The sequence below is a fragment of the Longicatena caecimuris genome (genome assembly GCF_018406465.1).
Taxonomy (GTDB): domain Bacteria; phylum Bacillota_I; class Bacilli_A; order Erysipelotrichales; family Erysipelotrichaceae; genus Longicatena; species Longicatena caecimuris.
The window spans coordinates 1912933-1932548 of the sequence record NZ_AP024510.1; the positions used below are offsets into that span (position 1 = coordinate 1912933).

Sequence of the window (19616 nt, forward strand, 5' to 3'; positions counted from 1 at the left end):
CAGTTACAGAGGAAAAAAACGTGGCAACTATAAAGTAAAAAACAATTAATAAATTGATAAAAACAAATAGAGCATAACCTAAAAAGGGATCATATCATCAGCACTGTTTTTGCTGATTCCTTTTCTTTTTAACTTTAGGGGTCTTAAATTCTTTGTTTGTTTCCTTCATCCCACTGAAGTTGCCCCCTAAATATCTGGCGAAAAACCCTAAAAAATTTGATTACCCAATCGAGTAGGGTGAAATAAATCACCCTCTCACACCACCGTACGTACGGTTCCGTATACGGCGGTTCGTTTTAATTTCAAAGCGTGTCTCTCTATATAGTAATCTAAACAACTGACTAGTCCTTTTTGGGCTAGTTTTTCTTTTGATATTGCTCTTATCACACATGTCTTGGTTACTACCCATTGATAATGGTCTCCCATATATGATGTCTGTCTTGCTCTATCTTTTGAAATCCCAAGTTTTTGTAATCCCCACTGTCGCTTGCTGGGAACTTTCCACTGCTTCCATATAATTACTCGAAGTCTTGTACGAAGATGTTTATCTATATTCATCATATGTGTTTTCATATTACATATGGAATAATAGTTTATCCATCCTCGTATTACTTGGTTCAGTTGTCTTATCCTTTCATTTAAAGCCATTGTGTTCTTTCTGATTGTTAGCTGTTTCAGTTTCCTCTTAAATCGTTGTATGGAACTTGCGTGTGGTCTTGCACAATATTTCTTATCTTTTGTATCATAATAAAATCCAAAGCCTAGATATTTTAATTTATTAGGTCTTGTAATATGCGTTTTTGTCGCATTTACTTTCAGTCCCAATTTGTGTTCAATCCACTTTGTTATTGTATACATCACTCTGTTCGCACTGGCTCTACTTTTTACCGCTATCACACAGTCATCTGCGTATCTGGTAAAGTGTAACCCTCTGCTTTCTAATTCTTTGTCTAATTCATTTAGGATAATATTACTTAGTAATGGTGATAGGTTTCCACCTTGTGGTGTTCCCTTTTCACTCTTTTCATATTTTCCGTTTATCATGATACCTGCTTTAAGATATTTTCGTATGAGCGACTCTGTATCTCCATCATTTATGATGATGTGTACATAACTCATCAATTTACCCTGTGGCACGTTGTCAAAGAATTTCTCTAAGTCAATGTCTACTATCCATTCATATCCATCATTGATATATTCCAATAATTTATTTATGGCCTGCTCACAACTCCGATTTGGTCTGAATCCATAACTATAATCCGAAAAGAACGTTTCACATATTGGGCTTAATACTTGTACCATTGCCTGCTGGATGATTCTATCCATTACCGTTGGTATCCCCAGATTTCTAGTTCCTCCATTCGGTTTTGGTATTTCAACTCGCTTTACTGGCTGTGGTTTGTACTTCCTTTCTGTGATTTCTGCTCTGATACGTTCCCAGTTTTCTTTTATATAAACATAGGCATCATCAATTGTTATTTCATCAATTCCGCTTGTTCCTTTATTCGCTTTTACACGTTTATAGGCTTTGTTCATATTTTCTCTGTTCAGTATCTTTTCTAATAGTTCTGACATACTTTGTGCACTCCTTTCCTTTCCGCTTTCTTACGAATCATCATACGTGTTTTGGATATTTGCTCATTTACGTTTTCACTCATTTCCTTGTCTGATTATTGTAAGAAACATACATTTTGCTCGTTCGATTAAAACGTTCGGTCCTTCAGTATCTCTACCTAATATGACCTCTGCTGACTTCTCATTGTTCGTTGTTACTACTCCTCGACTGCCCGTCGTTCTACGTCTCGCCTACTGAGTCAATGAGACCTCGCGGGGTAAGTCACATATCTTTCCTCGTTTACTTATCTGATTTACGCCATTAGGTTACGGTTATCTTTTGGACTTTGATGCTTCATGCCATCTCATCCGCTAATGCCGCCTTATTATCAGCCGTCTGAATTTAATGTTCAGACTTCTTGTCCGTTAAGCCACGATTTCGCTATTGCTTCCTCTCTCCCATACCTCACGATATGAAACTTGCAAGTCGCTCTTGGGTTCGTCGATAACTACGCCCCGAGGGATTTTCACCCTAGATATGTGGCATGCCCGCCACACATGAAAACACACCTAAGGAAGAAAAGCTCAGGTGTGTTTTTTATGTCAATCTTTACTATTCATTTTCTTTCTAACGTTTATAATTAAACGAAGAAAAATCCAATTTCATCAACCTCCCTTATTTATTATTCCATAAGGTAACTTTCTAAAACTCCTGCTTCCTGTGCAAAAGCTGATGCTGCTGATTAATAAGCATATACACCTTTTTATTAATGAGGATACCATATGCTGTAAATGAATCATTAAATGCTTCATAGGCTAATTTTTTTCATATTGTCAGCCTCCCAGAAAATGCTTAATTGTTATTTCAAGTCTTTATGTAATCTTATTTCATTTTTAATTTTCTTTTCTTAACAAAAATTAAGGACATGGCAATTATGGATGTAGAAACAAATACCAAATATAGTGAAACATTTGTAAAATCTCCTGTTTGTGGTGCCTTATTATTAGATGGAGTATACTCATCTTTTGGTTTTGTTGGCTCATCTGGTTTTTCAGGAGTGATTGGAGATTCTGGCACATGAGTATTTGTAATTATGAAATCACCATTCTTATCAATCTCGGTTTTACTTGTATAACCATCAGAAATTGTTACTTCTTTAATAGAATAATTTATTTCTTTTCCTGATTCATACTTTGGAAGATATTTCCAAGAAGCACTCCAATTATTTTTTTCATTCAGTGTGAGCACTTCCCCGAAGGCCTTTCCATTAGCTAAAAGTTGTACCTTTACTTCATTTGGTCGTATTCCATCTTGGTTATTACTATCATTCCAAATCTTCGCTACAGTTTTATTGATAAGTTCGACAGCATGTGTATTTGTTAAAATAAAGTTTCCATCCTTATCACTTTCTATCTTACTTTCATATCCAGAAATTGTGTCTAGTTCTTTTATAGTATATTTAATTTCTTTTCCTGATTCATATTTTGGAAGATCTTTCCAAGAAGCACTCCAATTACTTTTTTCATTCATTGTGAGCACTTCACCAAAGGCCTTTCCGTTAGCTAAAAGTTGTACCTTTACTTCATTTGGTCGTATTCCATCTTGGTTATTACTATCATTCCAAATCTTCGCTACAGTTTTATTGATAAGTTCGACAGCATGTGTATTTGTTAAAATAAAGTTTCCATCCTTATCACTTTCTATCTTACTTTCATATCCAGAAATTGTATCTAGTTCTTTTATAGTATATTCAATTTCTTTTCCTGATTCATACTTTGGAAGATCTTTCCAAGAAGAACTCCAATTATTTTTTTCATTCAGTGTGAGCACTTCCCCGAAGGCCTTTCCATTAGCTAAAAGTTGTACCTTTACTTCATTTGGTCGTATTCCATCTTGATTGTTACTATCATTCCAAATCTTCGCTACAGTTTTATTGATAAGTTCGACAGCATGTGTATTTGTTAAAATAAAGTTTCCATCCTTATCAATCTCGGTTTTACTTGTATAACCATCAGAAATTGTTACTTCTTTTATAGAATAATTTATATCTTTTCCTGATTCATACTTTGGAAGATCTTTCCAAGAAGAACTCCAATTATTTTTTTCATTCAGTGTGAGCACTTCCCCGAAGGCCTTTCCATTAGCTAAAAGTTGTACCTTTACTTCATTTGGTCGTATTCCATCTTGGTTATTACTATCATTCCAAATCTTCGCTACAGTTTTATTAATAAGTTCGACAGCATGTGTATTTGTTAAAATAAAGTTTCCATCCTTATCACTTTCTATCTTACTTTCATATCCAGAAATTGTGTCTAGTTCTTTTATAGTATATTTAATTTCTTTTCCTGATTCATATTTTGGAAGATCTTTCCAAGAAGCACTCCAATTACTTTTTTCATTCATTGTGAGCACTTCACCAAAGGCCTTTCCGTTAGCTAAAAGTTGTACCTTTACTTCATTTGGTCGTATTCCATCTTGATTATTACTATCATTCCAAATCTTCGCTACAGTTTTATTGATAAGTTCGACAGCATGTGTATTTGTTAAAATAAAGTTTCCATCCTTATCACTTTCTATCTTACTTTCATATCCAGAAATTGTATCTAGTTCTTTTATAGTATATTCAATTTCTTTTCCTGATTCATACTTTGGAAGATCTTTCCAAGAAGAACTCCAATTATTTTTTTCATTCAGTGTGAGCACTTCCCCGAAGGCCTTTCCATTAGCTAAAAGTTGTACCTTTACTTCATTTGGTCGTATTCCATCTTGGTTATTACTATCATTCCAAATCTTCGCTACAGTTTTATTAATAAGTTCGACAGCATGTGTATTTGTTAAAATAAAGTTTCCATCCTTATCACTTTCTATCTTACTTTCATATCCAGAAATTGTATCTAGTTCTTTTATAGTATATTCAATTTCTTTTCCTGATTCATACTTTGGAAGACCTTTCCAAGAAGCACTCCAATTACTTTTTTCATTCAGTGTGAGCACTTCCCCGAAGGCCTTTCCATTAGCTAAAAGTTGTACCTTTACTTCATTTGGTCGTATTCCATCTTGATTGTTACTATCATTCCAAATCTTCGCTACAGTTTTATTGATAAGTTCGACAGCATGTGTATTTGTTAAAATAAAGTTTCCATCCTTATCACTTTCTATCTTACTTTCATATCCAGAAATTGTATCTAGTTCTTTTATAGTATATTCAATTTCTTTTCCTGATTTATATTTTGGAAGATCTTTCCAAGTAGCACTCCAATTACTTTTTTCATTCATTGTGAGCACTTCACCAAAGGCCTTTCCGTTAGCTAAAAGTTGTACCTTTACTTCATTTGGTCGTATTCCATCTTGGTTATTACTATCATTCCAGACTTTTGTTACTTTTTTTTCGATGGTACTCTGTGTATTCTTAATAATTATAGATATTTCATTTTCGCTCACAACTTTCTCATATGTTGCTCTATATCCTTCCATTGCATGTTCTTCAACATCATAAGTATATTGCAACGGTAAATGGTTAAATGTTACCTTCCAATTATTCGTTTCATTTAATTCTACTGTATCAAGAATTGTTCTATTCCCATTTTGATCAATACGAATTAGGTCTACTTTTACTGTCGGTGTTTTTCCATCTATAGTTGCCCATTGTTTCTCTACATGAATGGTTTGATTATTCTCTTCTTCTCCAATAACGACACTTCCATTTGTTCCTATTCCACCACCTCTTACAGAAGTATTTCCTGAAATAATTAGCTTGGCTGCATCCTTTGCTATTTCTTTTGCATTCTGTGTTGTATCAACTTTCAAAGCATATGTTTCTTTACTATTACTAATATTTTTTATTGGTTCCCCATGATTTGCAGGATCAAATCGAGAGACGGATGGATCTGGTTTTCCTAATACTCCTAATTCTAAAACCTTTCCATCTTCATAATATGTAACACTGCCTCCCCCTAGCATTCTCTCAGCAAGTGTTGTAATATACTTATCACTTCTTGGAACAGACACATAATCATCTCCTGCTGCATTTGTCAAGGCATTATTATCAAACAATGCCCCTCCATTATTCACATGAATTTGTACACTACCAGTAGGACAAGACCATATCCCTCCTCCTAATAAAGTTGCATCATTATCTGTAATCAAGGTATTATACATATGAAGTTCATAAGGAATACTTCCAACATATACACCACCACCTTGATCTTCTGCCTTATTATTAGTTATTTTGCCAGCATTCAATGTCACTTTATTCGAAGCGACATAAACACCACCACCTGTACCTTGTGTAGCATCTGCTTGAATGGCGTCATTTGTGCTATTCCCGGATATCACACCACCATTCATAGTGAATGCAGCAGGACAATTATACTTAGTGCCCCAATCATTTATATCAAAACCAGCATCACCTGCCCCCATCGCAACAAAAGCATCAAATGCTGAGACTCCGCCTCCCATAGGAGCTTGATTATTTATGATTTCCCCATTATTCATCTCAAATTCACCATTACATAAAATAAAAACTCCTCCACCACTGAATCTAGAAGTATTATTGGATATTTTACCACCATTCATTTGAAAGTTAGCAACTGTTACATAATCAGGATCTAACCAAGTACCAACAGTTACTCCTCCAGCTGTTCTATTACTATAATTATTGGAAATTTCTCCCCCATTCATAACGAAACTTGCAGCATCTTCATCTCGATTACTTCGACCACCACTAACATTAACAATTCCACTCATTAATCCATCGCATATATTATTTGTGATGTATCCATTATTTAATATAAACTTACTTCCATTTAATAAATAAATTCCATTTTCTTCCATATCTGACCAATTATCAAAGGAGTTTTTTGTGATTTCTCCCCCATCCATTATAAAGGTAGCATGATCTTCTATTAATAAACCAGAAGAAGCTTCGTTCTCAGTAATAATGCCTCCTTGCATATGAAATTCAGCATTTTTTCCCTGCATATGAATCACATAGCAGGTGTGTCGAGTAATTGTTCCAGATACTAATGTAAGTTTTCCTGATATTTCTATTGCAGTGGCAACTCTTTTCATGTTCATAAATCGATCACCAACATTATTACCATCAATAGTAATACCCTCTATATACACATTTCCTCCTTCTTCTATATTTATCATATGCAATGATTTATCAAGCTTTTCAGAACGGACCAGCCTGCCGACACCAGTAAAATGCACCGTTCTTCCATTCTGTATAAGGATTTCATCTTCTATTTCAATATCCTTTGTTATTTCTATAAAAATATTATCTTTATTTAGTAGTGCTGTCTCTAACTCTGCCCATGTAGAAACCTGTACTGAATCTTCAATTTTTGTTTCTTTTAACACATTTTCCTTATTTAACTTTTCTTGAGCAACTTTTTCTTGAGCAACTTTTTCTTGATCAACTTTACTCTTTTCAATATTTTCAGATGATTCTTTCTCTATTAATTTTTCAATATCATCCACATCTACTGTAATATCCACTGTCAAAATTTCATTTGTTTGATTTTTATCATTAATGACCTCAGAACTAGTACCCTCTGTTTTTGTATAATACACAGTAAATACATATGTACCATTTTCTAACGCACGATAAGTGATGCTTGAATTTACTAAAGAAACTTCACTTTTATCCGGTAAAGTTACCTTCTGTATATTGATATTCTCTTTTGCTTCTATTTTAATATCAATTGCAACTGCTTGTTTATCTGATTCCATCGTTGTATGAACCACATAATTTGATGCTTCATTCTCACCAAAAGCAATGTTGTCATTATTTGCAAACACTTTATTTTGGGGTATTGCAAACGTTATTAAACTAACTAAAAGTAATAATATTGGCATGACTCTAAATATTTTCTTCATAATTGCATCTCTCTTTCTCTCCTTATATAAAACATTGTTCTTTATTTTATGTGTTTTTTCTAATATATTCGTGATTCAGAATAAATAATGAACGGCATCAAAAAGATATTAGATTCTTTCTTAATTCTTTATTCATAAAGTACCCAATCTTCGAATTGGAAAAGCCCTTTTTCTCTTCTACTTTTTTCAAAATTCTCTAACTCTTCAACTTCCCGCATCTTGATTTCTTTTAGATTACTTAAAACACGAAATGCGTTTTTCCCAACTTTCTTCACCAACAGTAAGTCGACAACCTCTAGCACATTGGCTCTATAAAACTCTAATTCCTCTACCTCTTGTACATATGGTATTGTAATAGTTTTTAAAAAAATTACCGTCATAAAACATTTTATTTCCTACTTTTAAAAGGGAAGGCATATTAACTATTTCAATTGGGGTTTCCATAAAGGTATTAGTTCCTAATCGGCTTTTTCAACCACTGTTACTTTGGGTAATGAAACTTCTTACAATTTACTAAACACATAAAACATTTGAACAGGTAAAGAAGTAATGTTTTCTAAATCTAAGGTATGAAAACGATTCTTAAAAAACATAAAATCATCTCTTGATTTGATTTCGTTACGTTTGGAAAGATTCTTTTCACTCTAGCCTAATCTCAGTTACCTGAAGGTCGATTTGAAAATGTATTCACATTAGTCATTATTACTGTTTCATATCCAGTTACAGCCAAATGTTCTACTTGTGTAATTAAATAGGTTATGCTACCATATGTCACACTATCTATTTACAATATTTTGGGATTACTAGATTGTGAAACAAATTTATCTATATCAGAGATACTAACTTTTCCTTCTTCTAATACTTCATAACGTACATCTGCTTCCCAGAACTGTGTATTAATTGGTAACGAAACTTTAATATCGCCATTCAATGATCCTTTTGTTTTCAGCTCTTTTTCTTCTAACCCTAACTCAATAATTTCTAATTCTGACTCAGTCTCTCGCCATGTTTCTATTACAATTTCATCATTAATTATTCATATTTCCTCCATTCCCTCACTACATGTAAGCAAAAGTATTGTATGAAAATTGTTTCAAGTCTATTAAATTGCTATATTTTTGATTTTCTTTCACACTTATTCTCTCCTTATTTACATATAATGAACCATTTCAAATTATCTGTTTTTGTTTTCCTGATTGTATGCCAAAATGGCTTAGCAACACAAACACTAAATTTAGTTACTTCCTATTCATTAATAGCATTCACTTCTTTAATGTCAATGAATACTTCATACAGCACATCGTTTCCAAATTCAGATAGTGTTATCCCACCTGACAGAGCTATAGGCATAATTTCTTTTTTCAATTTCCTTTCAATTATTCTTTTCCATACCTTCAAGAAATGGCTTAAAATATTTCTCTTCGCCTTTTTTCTTGCTTTTTCTGCTTCATCAATTGTTGCATATGTTCCAAGAAAATATCACTTTCCCTGAAATGTGATTTAGCAATCCATTTACCATTTCGAGTAGGGGACATTCCTCTTACACCACTTGTATTACTTTTCGAGAGTTTTTCAACTCGGATTAGACATAAATTCGTACCCTCAATCAGATTCGGATTTTCTCTTGTATAACCACAGCTTTTTGTCCCACCAATTTAGAAGATTACTAGTGAAAATTTCTTTTTGCTTTCCACACTTGCATTGACAAATACATTTCCAATATCCCTTTTTATTTCGATAAGAAGAAAGGACTATTAAAATTCCAAATTGTCTCCCATGGTAACAATCTGTCTGTATTTCCATTTTTCTATATAACAACCTCCTTTCCCTTTTTTTCACTAATATATTTCTAGCGATAAATTACTATTTAGACATATTAGGAATTTTACTGAAAACTTTTTTAAGTAAAATTATAAGTATCGAATTTGTAGATGGTAAAGAAAGCACACTTTTCGTTTCAAGGATGATAAAATGGAAATATGACATAAGGATGGGAATTTTAGGAATTATTCAATCAAAAAAAGATGGAACTAAATGTGTAATTTTTATTCCAAAAAATCTAAAATTTAACTATTTAGGGTTTGTCACGAAAAGTGTGCACCATAAAAAAATAATTAAACATCTATTAGGCTTGTCGATAACAATGTGTAAAATTTTTAAATTAAGGAAGGTAGCAGGTTTGTCAAGAAAAGTGTGTAAGTAAAATATAATCACTTTAGATATTTCTCAATGCGAGAGCTAAACTTGTCATTGATAATGAGTTGATTTAATACTTGTGACCAACTGCGGATGGTACCATTCTCCCATTTATTTTCAAGTTCTGTACAACGTAAATATAGTAATTTGTATAAGGCGTTCTCGTTTGGAAAGGCGCCTTTTTTCGTCACTTTGCGGAAACTGGAATTGATTGCCTCGATCGCATTCGTCGTATACATTACTTTTCTTACGGCACTCCCATAATCGAACAGTTGTTTCATAACTAAAATTACGCCGCCATACGTCCACTGCTCCTGGAAATTGTGATCATGCATGTTGGAATTTTTCAAACTCTGCTTGACAAGTTTTAAGGCTTGGCACTCCATATACTTTCTTAAGATGGGAAGTATATGTTTTAAAATCTTTACTTGGTACATACTTTATTGAGTTTCGTATCAAGTGGACGATGCTCGCTGTACGATCACATCCGAAGTTGGCTTTTGCGCCATCCTTAAGTACACTAACCCCATCCATCTACATAAAGAAAACATCTTCTAATCCTCGTGCTTTCATTCATCAAATATCTGCATCCAATAATTCTTACTCTTACTTTCACTAAGCCATAATCCAAGGATATCTTTATATCCATTCAAATCGTAGCCTAATATCGTGTATACAACGCATTCTTTCGCCTCATAGCCATTACGCAATGTTACATACATACCATCTATAAACAAGAAGGCATAGCACTTCTTCAAGGGTCTATTTCGCCTTTCTTCTAGTTCTGGTAGTATGACATCTGTAATATCGGATACCATTTCATGAGAAATTGAAAATCCATAGATATCTTCTATTGTTTTTGATATATCACGTTGACTCATTCCTCATGTACAACGCCAATACTTTATCTTTTATTCCTGAAACATCTCTTTATCGTTTTGATATCATCTGTGCTTCAAAAGAGCCATCACGATCTCTTGGTGTAACGATCGTGATATCTCCCTTTGTAGTATGATCAGTTTTTTGACTATATCCATCTCTGCGATTCTGCCTTTGTTTATAATCTTTATCATCATTTTCGTATCCTAAATGATGATTCATTTCACCTTGGAACAATGATTCAAATATAGGATCAAAAAGTTCCTTGAGTGCTTCATCTGCATCCTCTATGGATTGTAAAAAACTGCGTATCATTAAGTTATACGATCTTATTTTACACAGTTTATTTTACACTCTCACTATTTATTAAGTTTTTCTACTCGTTTCACCCAGCGACCGAATGTAACATGATTGGTATTAAGCAATCTTCCCGCTTCACGTTGACTTATCTGCTTGGCTTTCCATAAATTATATACTTCTGTAAATCTTTCCGGTAAATCATTTGCAGGTCTCCCAAATTGAATACCTTTTATTTTGGCTTCCTTGATACCTTCCATCTGACGTTGACGAATGTTTTCACGTTCAATCTGTGCCACATAAGAAAGAATTTGTAATACTAAATCTGCAATAAATTTCCCTGTAACGCCGTTGACCTGATTTCTTGTATCTAAAAGAGGGAAATCCAATACAATAATATCCACATCCTTTATTTTTGTCAGAAAACGCCATTGTTCAATGATTTCATCGTAGTCCCTACCTAATCGATCAATAGATTTGATATAAAGTTCATCACCCATTGTAAGCCGATTTACTAATTGCTTATATTTGGGGCGATTAAAATCTTTACCTGATAATTTATCAATAAATATTTTCTTTTTATCAATTCCTATTTCTAGCATAGCAGACATCTGTCTATCGATATTTTGATCTCTTGTAGAGACTCTTACATAACCATATTTTTTCATTAAATAATTCCTCCTATTCCGGTAATTCAATTTTTAATTATCTCACATCTTCATTATAGAGTCAGTGTTAATTATTTCCATATTTGAATTAGCTGAACTAAAAAAGCTACTACCCAAAATAGATAACAGTATGGTGTTTATAGAATAAATTTAAGCAGAATATTACAGATCAGAAATTATATGAGTTTTCTTAAACTATGTAGAATGAGCGAAAAAGTCTTCATTCATTTTTGATAGCTTCGTATCCATAAATAATTCTGCTATTAATTTTATAATTACTCATAGATGAAATTGCCTTTAATCGTATAAATAGTATTATTATCAACACGTTCCACGATTCCAACATGATCACTAACACCAGCATTTTCCCAATCGAAAAAGATGATATCACCTGGCAGAGGAATACTACCTCTTGGTTTCCTTTGTTGATGTTTCCAGAACGAGGCATAGAAAAAAGAGGTGTAACCTCATAGACTTGTCAATTCAGTCTATTTCGTTACAGCCTCTTTTCCCTATGTTTAATACGTTGTTACTTCGAGTAGTATTCTACTCGACACCAATTATAAACGAATATACCGGCTGCATGCCATTGTTGAGTTCTACCTCAACATCGTATTTATCTTCAATATAACTAGCAATCTCATTTGCTTCTTCTTCGTTGACATCCTCGCCATAAACAAGCGTCACGATTTCACTTTCTCCATCAATCATCATATCCAGTAACTGTCGTGTTACTTCCATTTTATCTGGTAATGATACAACAATGTCTTTTTCTTTTAAGCCCATGTAATCGCCAGCTTTGATATCTAATCCTTCAAATGTCGTATCCTTGATGGCATACGTAACTTGACCGGTTTTTACCATACTGATGGCATCATTCATTTCAGCCAGGTTCATATCGAAATCCACATCAGGATTAAACATGATACATGCACTTAATCCTTGAGGAATGGATTTTGATGGAATGACTTCCACATTCAGATCCTCACAGACACTTGCGGCCTGTTGTGCTGCTAAAATAATATTGCTGTTATTTGGCAATAAGAAGATATTTTCTGCGTTCACTTGATGAATGGCTTGCACAAAATCTTCGGTAGAAGGATTCATCGTCTGCCCACCACTGATAACATAATCAGCACGCAGTTCTTTAAACATATCTTTCAAACCATCCCCTGCTGCAACCGTAATAATTGCATACTTCTGTTTTGGTTTTTCTTCTTTTGGTTTCTCTTCTACCGTTGCGTTCATCATGATATTTTCATGCTGCTCCTGCATGTTTTCTACCTTAAGTTTTGCGAATTCACCATAACGCTGTCCCATATTTAAGGCATCTCCAGGAGTCAAGGTATGTACATGTACTTTAACGATATCATCATCACGCACGCATACAATAGAATTACCAATTCGAGCAAGTGAATCACGTAATGCTTCTTCTTGGAAATTTCTAGCGCCATGCTCCGATAAACGAATGATGAATTCTGTACAGTAGCCGAATTCTTCGCTCTCCATACCAGCACCGGCAACTTCTTTACTTTCCTGTGCTTCTTGGCGTTCAATAACTTCACCTTTCAGTGCAGAAACAAACCCTTCAAAAATCGTAACAAGTCCAGCACCGCCACTATCAACGACACCAACTTCTTTTAATACCGGCAAAAGATCAGGCGTTCTCTCTAAGGACTCCTTCGCCTCCTCCAGCATTTTTTCCATAACTTGTAAGCAAGTCACATCTTGCGTTGAGGTTGCATATGCATATGTGTAATCAGCAGCTTCACGTACTACAGTTAAAATAGTTCCTTCTACTGGTCGCATGACCGCTTTATAGGCAACACGAGAACCCATAACCAGCGCATTTGCTAATTGGAAACCGTTGATTTCCTTCATGCCATCTACACCCTGATATAAACCGCGGAAAATCTGCGAAGTAATAACTCCGGAATTTCCTCTTGCTCCCATTAATAACCCTTTTGATAATACTTTTGCAATATCGCACACATCATCGCTAGTGCATGCTAAAGCATCCTTTACGCCCGCATTAAACGTCAGCGACATGTTCGTTCCTGTATCACCATCAGGCACAGGGAACACATTTAATGCATCGATTTCCGTAAACTTATTTGACAAATTATTGGCACCGCTTGCCAACATGTCTTTCAACAATTTTCCATTGATCATTTCCATAGTTCTCTACCTACTTTATAACCTTGACATCTTGCACATAGACATTAACTTTCTTAAAGTCTAATTCCAGATTTTTTTCCAACATGTATTTCACACGCATCTGCACCTCATGAACGATTTCACTAATCTTCACGCCGTAAGATACGATGATATATAAATCCAATTCCAAGTCATTGTTATCCAGCTGACGAACAACAACACCTTTGGCATAATTATCCTTCTTTAGTAATTCTGCGATTCCATCCTTCACAAATTTTTGGGATGCCATACCGACTACGCCATAGCATTCGGTTACAACACCACCGGCAAGTGAGGCGATTGCGTCGATGGAAACATTGATATTTCCGTACTGTGTACTTTTAGAGATTGACATAAAATTCCTCCTTATATCCTCATTATTATATCAAAATCCCCTTGGAAATCCAAGAAAGATTCTCAAATACCTTAAAATTCTTACTTAAAGGCTTTACAGTCTTCCGTTATGTAGGTTTCCGTATTCGCATCCATGACAAAGCAGACATGATCTTTTTTCAAATTTTTTAAAGTCTGTTTATAAGAATTAAGGATAAATACGGAATCATAGGAGGTATAGATCGTATTGCCATCCTGCATCACGATTTTCACCATATGCTTATCGTAACTTTCAGCATGCGGTGTAATCTCAGAAATCATAGATACGATATCCTGACTAACCTCTTTTTTATTTTTAGCAAATGCAGCAGCTAAGTTTTTCCTTTCTTTCTTGGAAAAACCATCAATCAATGGGTAGTTGACTATGGTGTCAAGGTTTTCACTGGTTATTTCCTTCTGTGAGCCATCTTTCAATAAAACATAATTCTTTTCACCTTCGACAAAGTAACCAATGACCAGTTTTTCTTTGATTTCAATAGCAATCACGCCATCCATGCTTTTCTCAATTTCCACATCTTCAATGAAATCGTCTTTTTTCAATTTCCAAGAAAGGTAGCATTTCGGTGTGATCATATATCGTGTTTCATAGGAAAGATGCGCTTTTTTCAAGACATCTTCTTTCGTATAAAAGCGATTACCTTTTACTTCTAATGATTTCACCTTAGAAATATCACTCATAAAATACAAGGATGCCACTAAAAGTATAGCACCAGCAATCACAAGTCGCCGTTTTCTGCGCCGCTTTTTACGTTTTTTCTTTTTATTTTGCAGAGCCAGGTATTTCGCTTCGACATCATCGTAAAGCAGCTCGTCTAATTGTTCCAATTGAATTTCTCTACTTCCGTAATTAAATCAATGTCGAAACGTTCCTTGACTTCTTTTTGAATTTCTTCTACCAATGCCGCCACATCGTTAGCTTTGGCATTATCTTCATTCACGATAAAGTTTGCGTGTTTTTCAGAAACCATAGCTCCACCGATGCGTTTTCCTCGCATGCCGATACTCTCAATCAACTGCCAAGCCTGATGGCTTTCCGGATTGCGGAACACACTGCCGGCACATGGCTTATTTAAAGGTTGTGAATCCATACGACGTTTTCGCCGTGAATCCATAACATCACGAATCTCCTTTTGATCGCCTTCCTGTAATTGCAAACGGCATCCTAAGATCAACCAGTCTCGGTGCTGTTGAAAAATAGAATGACGATAGGCATAGTCTAATTCATCCTTACGCATAATGCAGATCGTATGTTCTTTCAGTACATAAACCTCTTGGACAATGCCTGCCATATCACTCTTATAAGCACCGGCATTCATAAACAAAGCGCCGCCAATCGTTCCGGGGATGCCACTGGCAAATTCCAAACCGCTTAAAGAACGCTTCATAGCCTCATGTGCCAACAAGATGATGCTTGTACCTGCTTGCACCAAACAACTGCCATCCTCTTCAAAATAAAAATCCGTAAAATAGCGATCCAGACAGAGAATCACACCATCATAGTCATCATCGCTGCATAAAATATTGCTACCTTTGCCAAAAATCTTTATCGGCATTTCTTCATCCTTTAAGATGTCCATAACTCTTAACAGGCAAAGCTCATTTTTTGGGTATATAAAATAACTGCAGTTCCCACCAATGCGAAAGGTTGTACGTGTTTTTAAAGACACATTGACTTCCACATCCGCATAGGGCTGTAATTTTTCTTTCAATGTCATGTTATATTTCACCTTTTCATTTCATCGCACCAGTCTAAAATATCACTGCTGGCATTGGGCTTACCAAGCGCCAACGCATGCTGATGCATCTCTTCCTTTATTGCCGGATGATCCATAATCAATTTGATTTTTTCATCCAATACTGTTGCATTCAAATCTTTTTCTTCTATCATATATGCTGCTTTTTTTTCAACCAGCACACTGGCATTATAAAATTGGTGATTGTGTGCTACGTAAGGGCTTGGAATCAATATGCTTGGTGTTCCCAATGCTGTGATTTCAGCAGCCGTCGTTGCTCCAGCACGACATATGATCAGATCCACTTTAGCAATGATATCCAATTGTTTTACATAGTCTACAACCTTAATGTTATCCTGTGGAAAAACGCTCTTCATTTCTTCATAATTGTTTTTTCCGCTTACAAACAAGATTTGATATTTGTTGTCGATCTTAGGTAAGACATCTTTCATAATGGCATTGATGGAAGAAGAACCTAAAGATCCCATAACCACCAAAATCAGCGGCTTATCCATTGACAGACCTAAAGAACGATAATATGCCTCATCAAATTTAACCTGGACAGCATTGGTTGCCCGTGGATTTCCTAACAATCTTGTTTTTTCTCTGCCAAATTCTTCAAAGCATTTTTCATAACAGATTACGATGGCATCCATATAATTTGCCACCATTTTATTCGATACACCAACAATGGAATTTTGCTCATGTATCATCGTTTTTACATGCTTTTTATGTGCAGCCAGCATTACCGGTGCACTTACATAACCACCAAAACCAATGGCAATGTCAGGTTTAAAATCTTCTATGATACGGAGTGCCTTGCGATAGGCCTTTGCCATCAGCAATAATGCCTTCATCTTATTGACAATACCACCTGTTAAACCGCTTGCATGCAGACCTTTAAATTGATAGCCGTGTGCAGGTACTTCTTTCGCCTCCATACGATCATCATTTCCAACAAACAAAATGTCAATATCGTCATAGCGTTTTTTTGCCGCATCTGCCAGCGCAATGGCCGGATATATGTGACCTCCCGTTCCACCGGTTGCTATCAGTAATCTCATGTCATCACTCCCTGTGATTTATTATACCATGTTCATACCGTATTTTTAAATAAAATTCGCTTTTTTCAACTTTCCTTTGCAATACTCATAAGCAGTCCCATACTCCCCATCATAACCATTAAAGAACTGCCTCCATAGGAGATAAAAGGAAGCGTAATCCCAGTTACTGGAAACAACCCGACAACTACACCAAGATTGATCATGACCTGAATAGCAAACAGGGAGGTAAGACCAATAGCAATATAGCATAAATATGGATCTGTACAATTTTTAGCAATTTTAACTCCCTGATAAATAACAGCTATAAATAAGCCAATTAGTAAGACGCTGCCGATAAAGCCAAATTCTTCCGCATAGATAGCAAAGATGAAATCTGTTTGCGGTTCGGGCAAATAAAAATGCTTCTGCATGCTATTATCAAAACCAACACCTAAAATCCCCCCAGGTGCAATAGCGAAAAGGGATTGTATAATCTGAAAACCAGCTCCTAAAGGATCTTTCCAAGGATCAATAAACGATGTAATTCGTGCCAATCGATAAGGTGCGCTTAAAATCAAGCCACCCAAACCTCCGGCGCCTAAAATACCTACGCGTACGAAATAAGATAAAGGAGAATCGGCCGCTAACACCATGATAACAATTGAGCAGACCATAACCAAGCCACTGCCAAAATCAGGTTGCAATAAGATCAAGCCAAAACCAATCATTACCAGAAAAGCGGGAAAAAACAAGTCTTTACGAAAGCTTTTGATACGATAGCGCTTTGCCAGATAATCTGCTACATAAATGATAATGGCAATCTTAAAAAACTCTGAAGGCTGGATAAGAAAAGAACCAACACCGAACCAACTACGACTACCATTACGCAAGACACCCACACCTGGAATCAATACCAATATTAATGCGACAACACATAAAAGAAATAAGCGTTTGGCATAGCGGCGCACATGCACTAATGATATGCGGCTGGCAACATACATCACAAATAGACCAAGTAAGGCAAATACCGCCTGACGGCTCATGAAATATGTTGCGTCCTGGAACTTCGCGGCTGCCCAAACTCTCGAACTGCTGCCAACCATAACAATGCCTATGATAAGTAAGACCATGATTTCCAAAGTCAATAGTCTGCATTTTTTAGAAAACATAGCGCCACCACCTTCCCTTCATTGTATGCTCAAAGGAAAAGAAAAAGTAGCAATGCTACTTTTTGCTTATCATTTTCTAATTATCATCTATGTAAAAACAGCTTCATTACTTATTCGATCTCTATTTGCTATTTGATGAAGCAGTCAGCATCTACTTCCCTTTTTTCACCTTATAGCTGCCATCCCATTTAACCAGTTTAGCATGAAGAAGATAACGCAGATCTGTGGAATTTCCCTCTTCATAGGAACATGTTGATAAAGTCACGATATGATCTTGAGTATTTAGCTTTACATTCCGTTTAAAATCGGATAATCCTTCAACCATATTTAAATATTGTTGCCAGCTTTCCTTTGTCGGATAGTTTAGATCATACGATGCCGAAAGATCTTTGGCTGAATGGATACTGAAAATTTCACATCGATAATTTTGCTGAGGTGTAAAAATATATAAATACGGATGTTTATCAAAAAATGCTTTTTCTTTGAATTTTTCAATATCTGTAAACATCGTCTTATGCCACATATTATGTCCATAGATAATGGTATTACGATCTTTAAATTTCCCATCTGCCTGATAATCCATGAAAATGGCACCAGCATAGTTCGCTTTCTTTTCAAACGAATGTGTCAGATAAAAGGAATTATCACTTCCTTTTACGATAGGGTAATTGATATTGGTATCCGGTATGAGTATCCAGGCTAATATTTCATCATTTTTCTTTTTTAAAGCCTTCCAATTCACCGTAAAATCTTTTTCTAGATCATCTGGTATATTACTCAATTGTTGTAGCTCTATTTTCTCTTTTTCTTCCGCATGATTTTGAGAGTATATATGAAAGAGCTGATACCCGGAATAGATAAAGACGCCCAAGGCAATTAAAAATAAAATATCGTATAGGATCTTCTGCCATTTTTTTAATGGTTTCTTTGGCTTTTTCTTACGCATGCAGTATCACTCCTTATTGCTTTTTCATTTTATCATATTTCATAATGCTTTACTAGAAATTCTACCATAGGAACTATCGTAGTACCAGTTGCTGATTACTTAAGTACGATGATTTCACAGCCCTTTTAGGAAAACGTTTTGCCTTGTTTGTTTTACATCGATTCTTTGATCTGCTGCATCTTACTGACGCGGCCATTAAAAAGATACCATATTTACCAAAAAAAGCCTCATCAATCCTTTTGCATCATTACTTAAATCATTTGACATTAGTATGGAGCTAGCTTATACTACATTTAGATAGATTTCAAAATGAAAGAGGGTATGTTAGGTGCAAGTTCAGGAAGCATTTAAAGCTTTAAGTGACCCAACCAGAAGAGCAATTATCCTTCTAGTTAAGGATCATAAAAAAAGTGCAGGTGAAATTGTCTCACAGTTTTCCAGCACCAATGCCACGATTTCTCATCATCTTGCAGTTTTAAAAGAAGCTGATCTCATCCTAGATGAACGTGATGGTAAATTTATCTATTATGAATTAAATAGCAAAACCGTAAATGACCTCATTGATTGGCTAAAAGCTTTAAAACGTACGAAATGAAATTCGTATCGGTAATTGCTTACCCCTTAGTGTATATGCATTGTATTCTAATGTATATCGTAA

At 35.1% G+C, this 19616-nt stretch carries 13 protein-coding genes and 1 pseudogene; 1 reads left to right on the forward strand and 13 read right to left on the reverse strand.

The window, feature by feature from the left end:
• Positions 1 to 255: 255 nt before the first annotated feature.
• The 13 genes and pseudogenes from ltrA to srtB form a co-directional block, all read right to left on the reverse strand.
• On the reverse strand, positions 256 to 1575 hold the full coding sequence (gene ltrA / locus KJS44_RS09000) for a group II intron reverse transcriptase/maturase (RefSeq protein ID WP_017144676.1): 1320 nt from the start codon (positions 1573 to 1575) through the stop codon (positions 256 to 258).
• Positions 1576 to 2437: 862 nt separating this feature from the next.
• Positions 2438 to 7438, reverse strand: a complete 5001-nt coding sequence (locus KJS44_RS09005; RefSeq protein WP_017144677.1) for a Cna B-type domain-containing protein — start codon at positions 7436 to 7438, stop codon at positions 2438 to 2440.
• A gap of 128 nt (positions 7439 to 7566) precedes the next feature.
• A complete protein-coding gene (locus tag KJS44_RS09010; protein WP_008687775.1) occupies positions 7567 to 7818 on the reverse strand; it encodes a hypothetical protein in 252 nt (83 codons plus the stop codon).
• Positions 7819 to 9648: 1830 nt separating this feature from the next.
• A pseudogene (locus KJS44_RS14470) lies at positions 9649 to 10810 on the reverse strand (IS256 family transposase); the annotation flags it as partial.
• A gap of 62 nt (positions 10811 to 10872) precedes the next feature.
• Positions 10873 to 11478: a recombinase family protein gene (locus KJS44_RS09030; protein WP_008687771.1), complete on the reverse strand. Its 606-nt coding sequence runs from the start codon at positions 11476 to 11478 to the stop codon at positions 10873 to 10875.
• A 275-nt stretch (positions 11479 to 11753) separates the two neighbouring features.
• Entirely contained in the window at positions 11754 to 11882 is a 129-nt protein-coding gene (locus KJS44_RS09035) for a CHAP domain-containing protein (protein ID WP_081484686.1), read from the reverse strand.
• 142 nt (positions 11883 to 12024) lie between these two features.
• Positions 12025 to 13656 carry a DAK2 domain-containing protein gene (locus KJS44_RS09040; RefSeq protein WP_008687770.1) on the reverse strand — a complete coding sequence of 544 codons (1632 nt, stop codon included), beginning with the start codon at positions 13654 to 13656 and terminating at the stop codon, positions 12025 to 12027.
• 10 nt (positions 13657 to 13666) lie between these two features.
• Complete coding sequence (locus KJS44_RS09045; protein WP_008687768.1) at positions 13667 to 14029, reverse strand: Asp23/Gls24 family envelope stress response protein; 363 nt, start codon at positions 14027 to 14029, stop codon at positions 13667 to 13669.
• 80 nt (positions 14030 to 14109) lie between these two features.
• Positions 14110 to 14892 (reverse strand): cell division protein FtsQ/DivIB, encoded by a 783-nt coding sequence (locus KJS44_RS09050; RefSeq protein WP_008687766.1) that lies wholly within the window; start codon positions 14890 to 14892, stop codon positions 14110 to 14112.
• Positions 14880 to 15782 carry a UDP-N-acetylmuramate dehydrogenase gene (gene murB / locus KJS44_RS09055; RefSeq protein WP_008687764.1) on the reverse strand — a complete coding sequence of 301 codons (903 nt, stop codon included), beginning with the start codon at positions 15780 to 15782 and terminating at the stop codon, positions 14880 to 14882. The genes KJS44_RS09050 and murB overlap by 13 nt, the downstream gene beginning before the upstream one ends.
• Before the next feature lie 8 nt (positions 15783 to 15790).
• On the reverse strand, positions 15791 to 16864 hold the full coding sequence (murG, locus tag KJS44_RS09060) for an undecaprenyldiphospho-muramoylpentapeptide beta-N-acetylglucosaminyltransferase (protein WP_008687762.1): 1074 nt from the start codon (positions 16862 to 16864) through the stop codon (positions 15791 to 15793).
• 65 nt (positions 16865 to 16929) lie between these two features.
• A complete protein-coding gene (gene ftsW, locus KJS44_RS09065; protein WP_008687760.1) occupies positions 16930 to 18012 on the reverse strand; it encodes a putative lipid II flippase FtsW in 1083 nt (360 codons plus the stop codon).
• 151 nt (positions 18013 to 18163) lie between these two features.
• The gene (gene srtB, locus KJS44_RS09070) at positions 18164 to 18958 is read right to left on the reverse strand and encodes a class B sortase (protein WP_008687758.1); all 795 of its coding nucleotides are present in this window, start codon (positions 18956 to 18958) and stop codon (positions 18164 to 18166) included.
• A 328-nt stretch (positions 18959 to 19286) separates the two neighbouring features.
• On the opposite strand from srtB, the gene KJS44_RS09075 reads away from it, so the two are divergent.
• Complete coding sequence (locus tag KJS44_RS09075; protein ID WP_008687756.1) at positions 19287 to 19553, forward strand: autorepressor SdpR family transcription factor; 267 nt, start codon at positions 19287 to 19289, stop codon at positions 19551 to 19553.
• Positions 19554 to 19616 lie beyond the last annotated feature (63 nt).

Coding starts and splice junctions, on each gene's coding strand:
- srtB (WP_008687758.1), bottom strand. CDS start 18,958: ATGCGTAAGAAAAAGCCAAAGAAACCATTAAAAAAATGGCAGAAGATC.
- KJS44_RS09030 (WP_008687771.1), bottom strand. CDS start 11,478: ATGAAAAAATATGGTTATGTAAGAGTCTCTACAAGAGATCAAAATATC.
- KJS44_RS09040 (WP_008687770.1), bottom strand. CDS start 13,656: ATGGAAATGATCAATGGAAAATTGTTGAAAGACATGTTGGCAAGCGGT.
- KJS44_RS09045 (WP_008687768.1), bottom strand. CDS start 14,029: ATGTCAATCTCTAAAAGTACACAGTACGGAAATATCAATGTTTCCATC.
- ltrA (WP_017144676.1), bottom strand. CDS start 1,575: ATGTCAGAACTATTAGAAAAGATACTGAACAGAGAAAATATGAACAAA.
- KJS44_RS09005 (WP_017144677.1), bottom strand. CDS start 7,438: ATGAAGAAAATATTTAGAGTCATGCCAATATTATTACTTTTAGTTAGT.
- murG (WP_008687762.1), bottom strand. CDS start 16,864: ATGAGATTACTGATAGCAACCGGTGGAACGGGAGGTCACATATATCCG.
- ftsW (WP_008687760.1), bottom strand. CDS start 18,012: ATGTTTTCTAAAAAATGCAGACTATTGACTTTGGAAATCATGGTCTTA.
- KJS44_RS09010 (WP_008687775.1), bottom strand. CDS start 7,818: ATGACGGTAATTTTTTTAAAAACTATTACAATACCATATGTACAAGAG.
- murB (WP_008687764.1), bottom strand. CDS start 15,782: ATGACATTGAAAGAAAAATTACAGCCCTATGCGGATGTGGAAGTCAAT.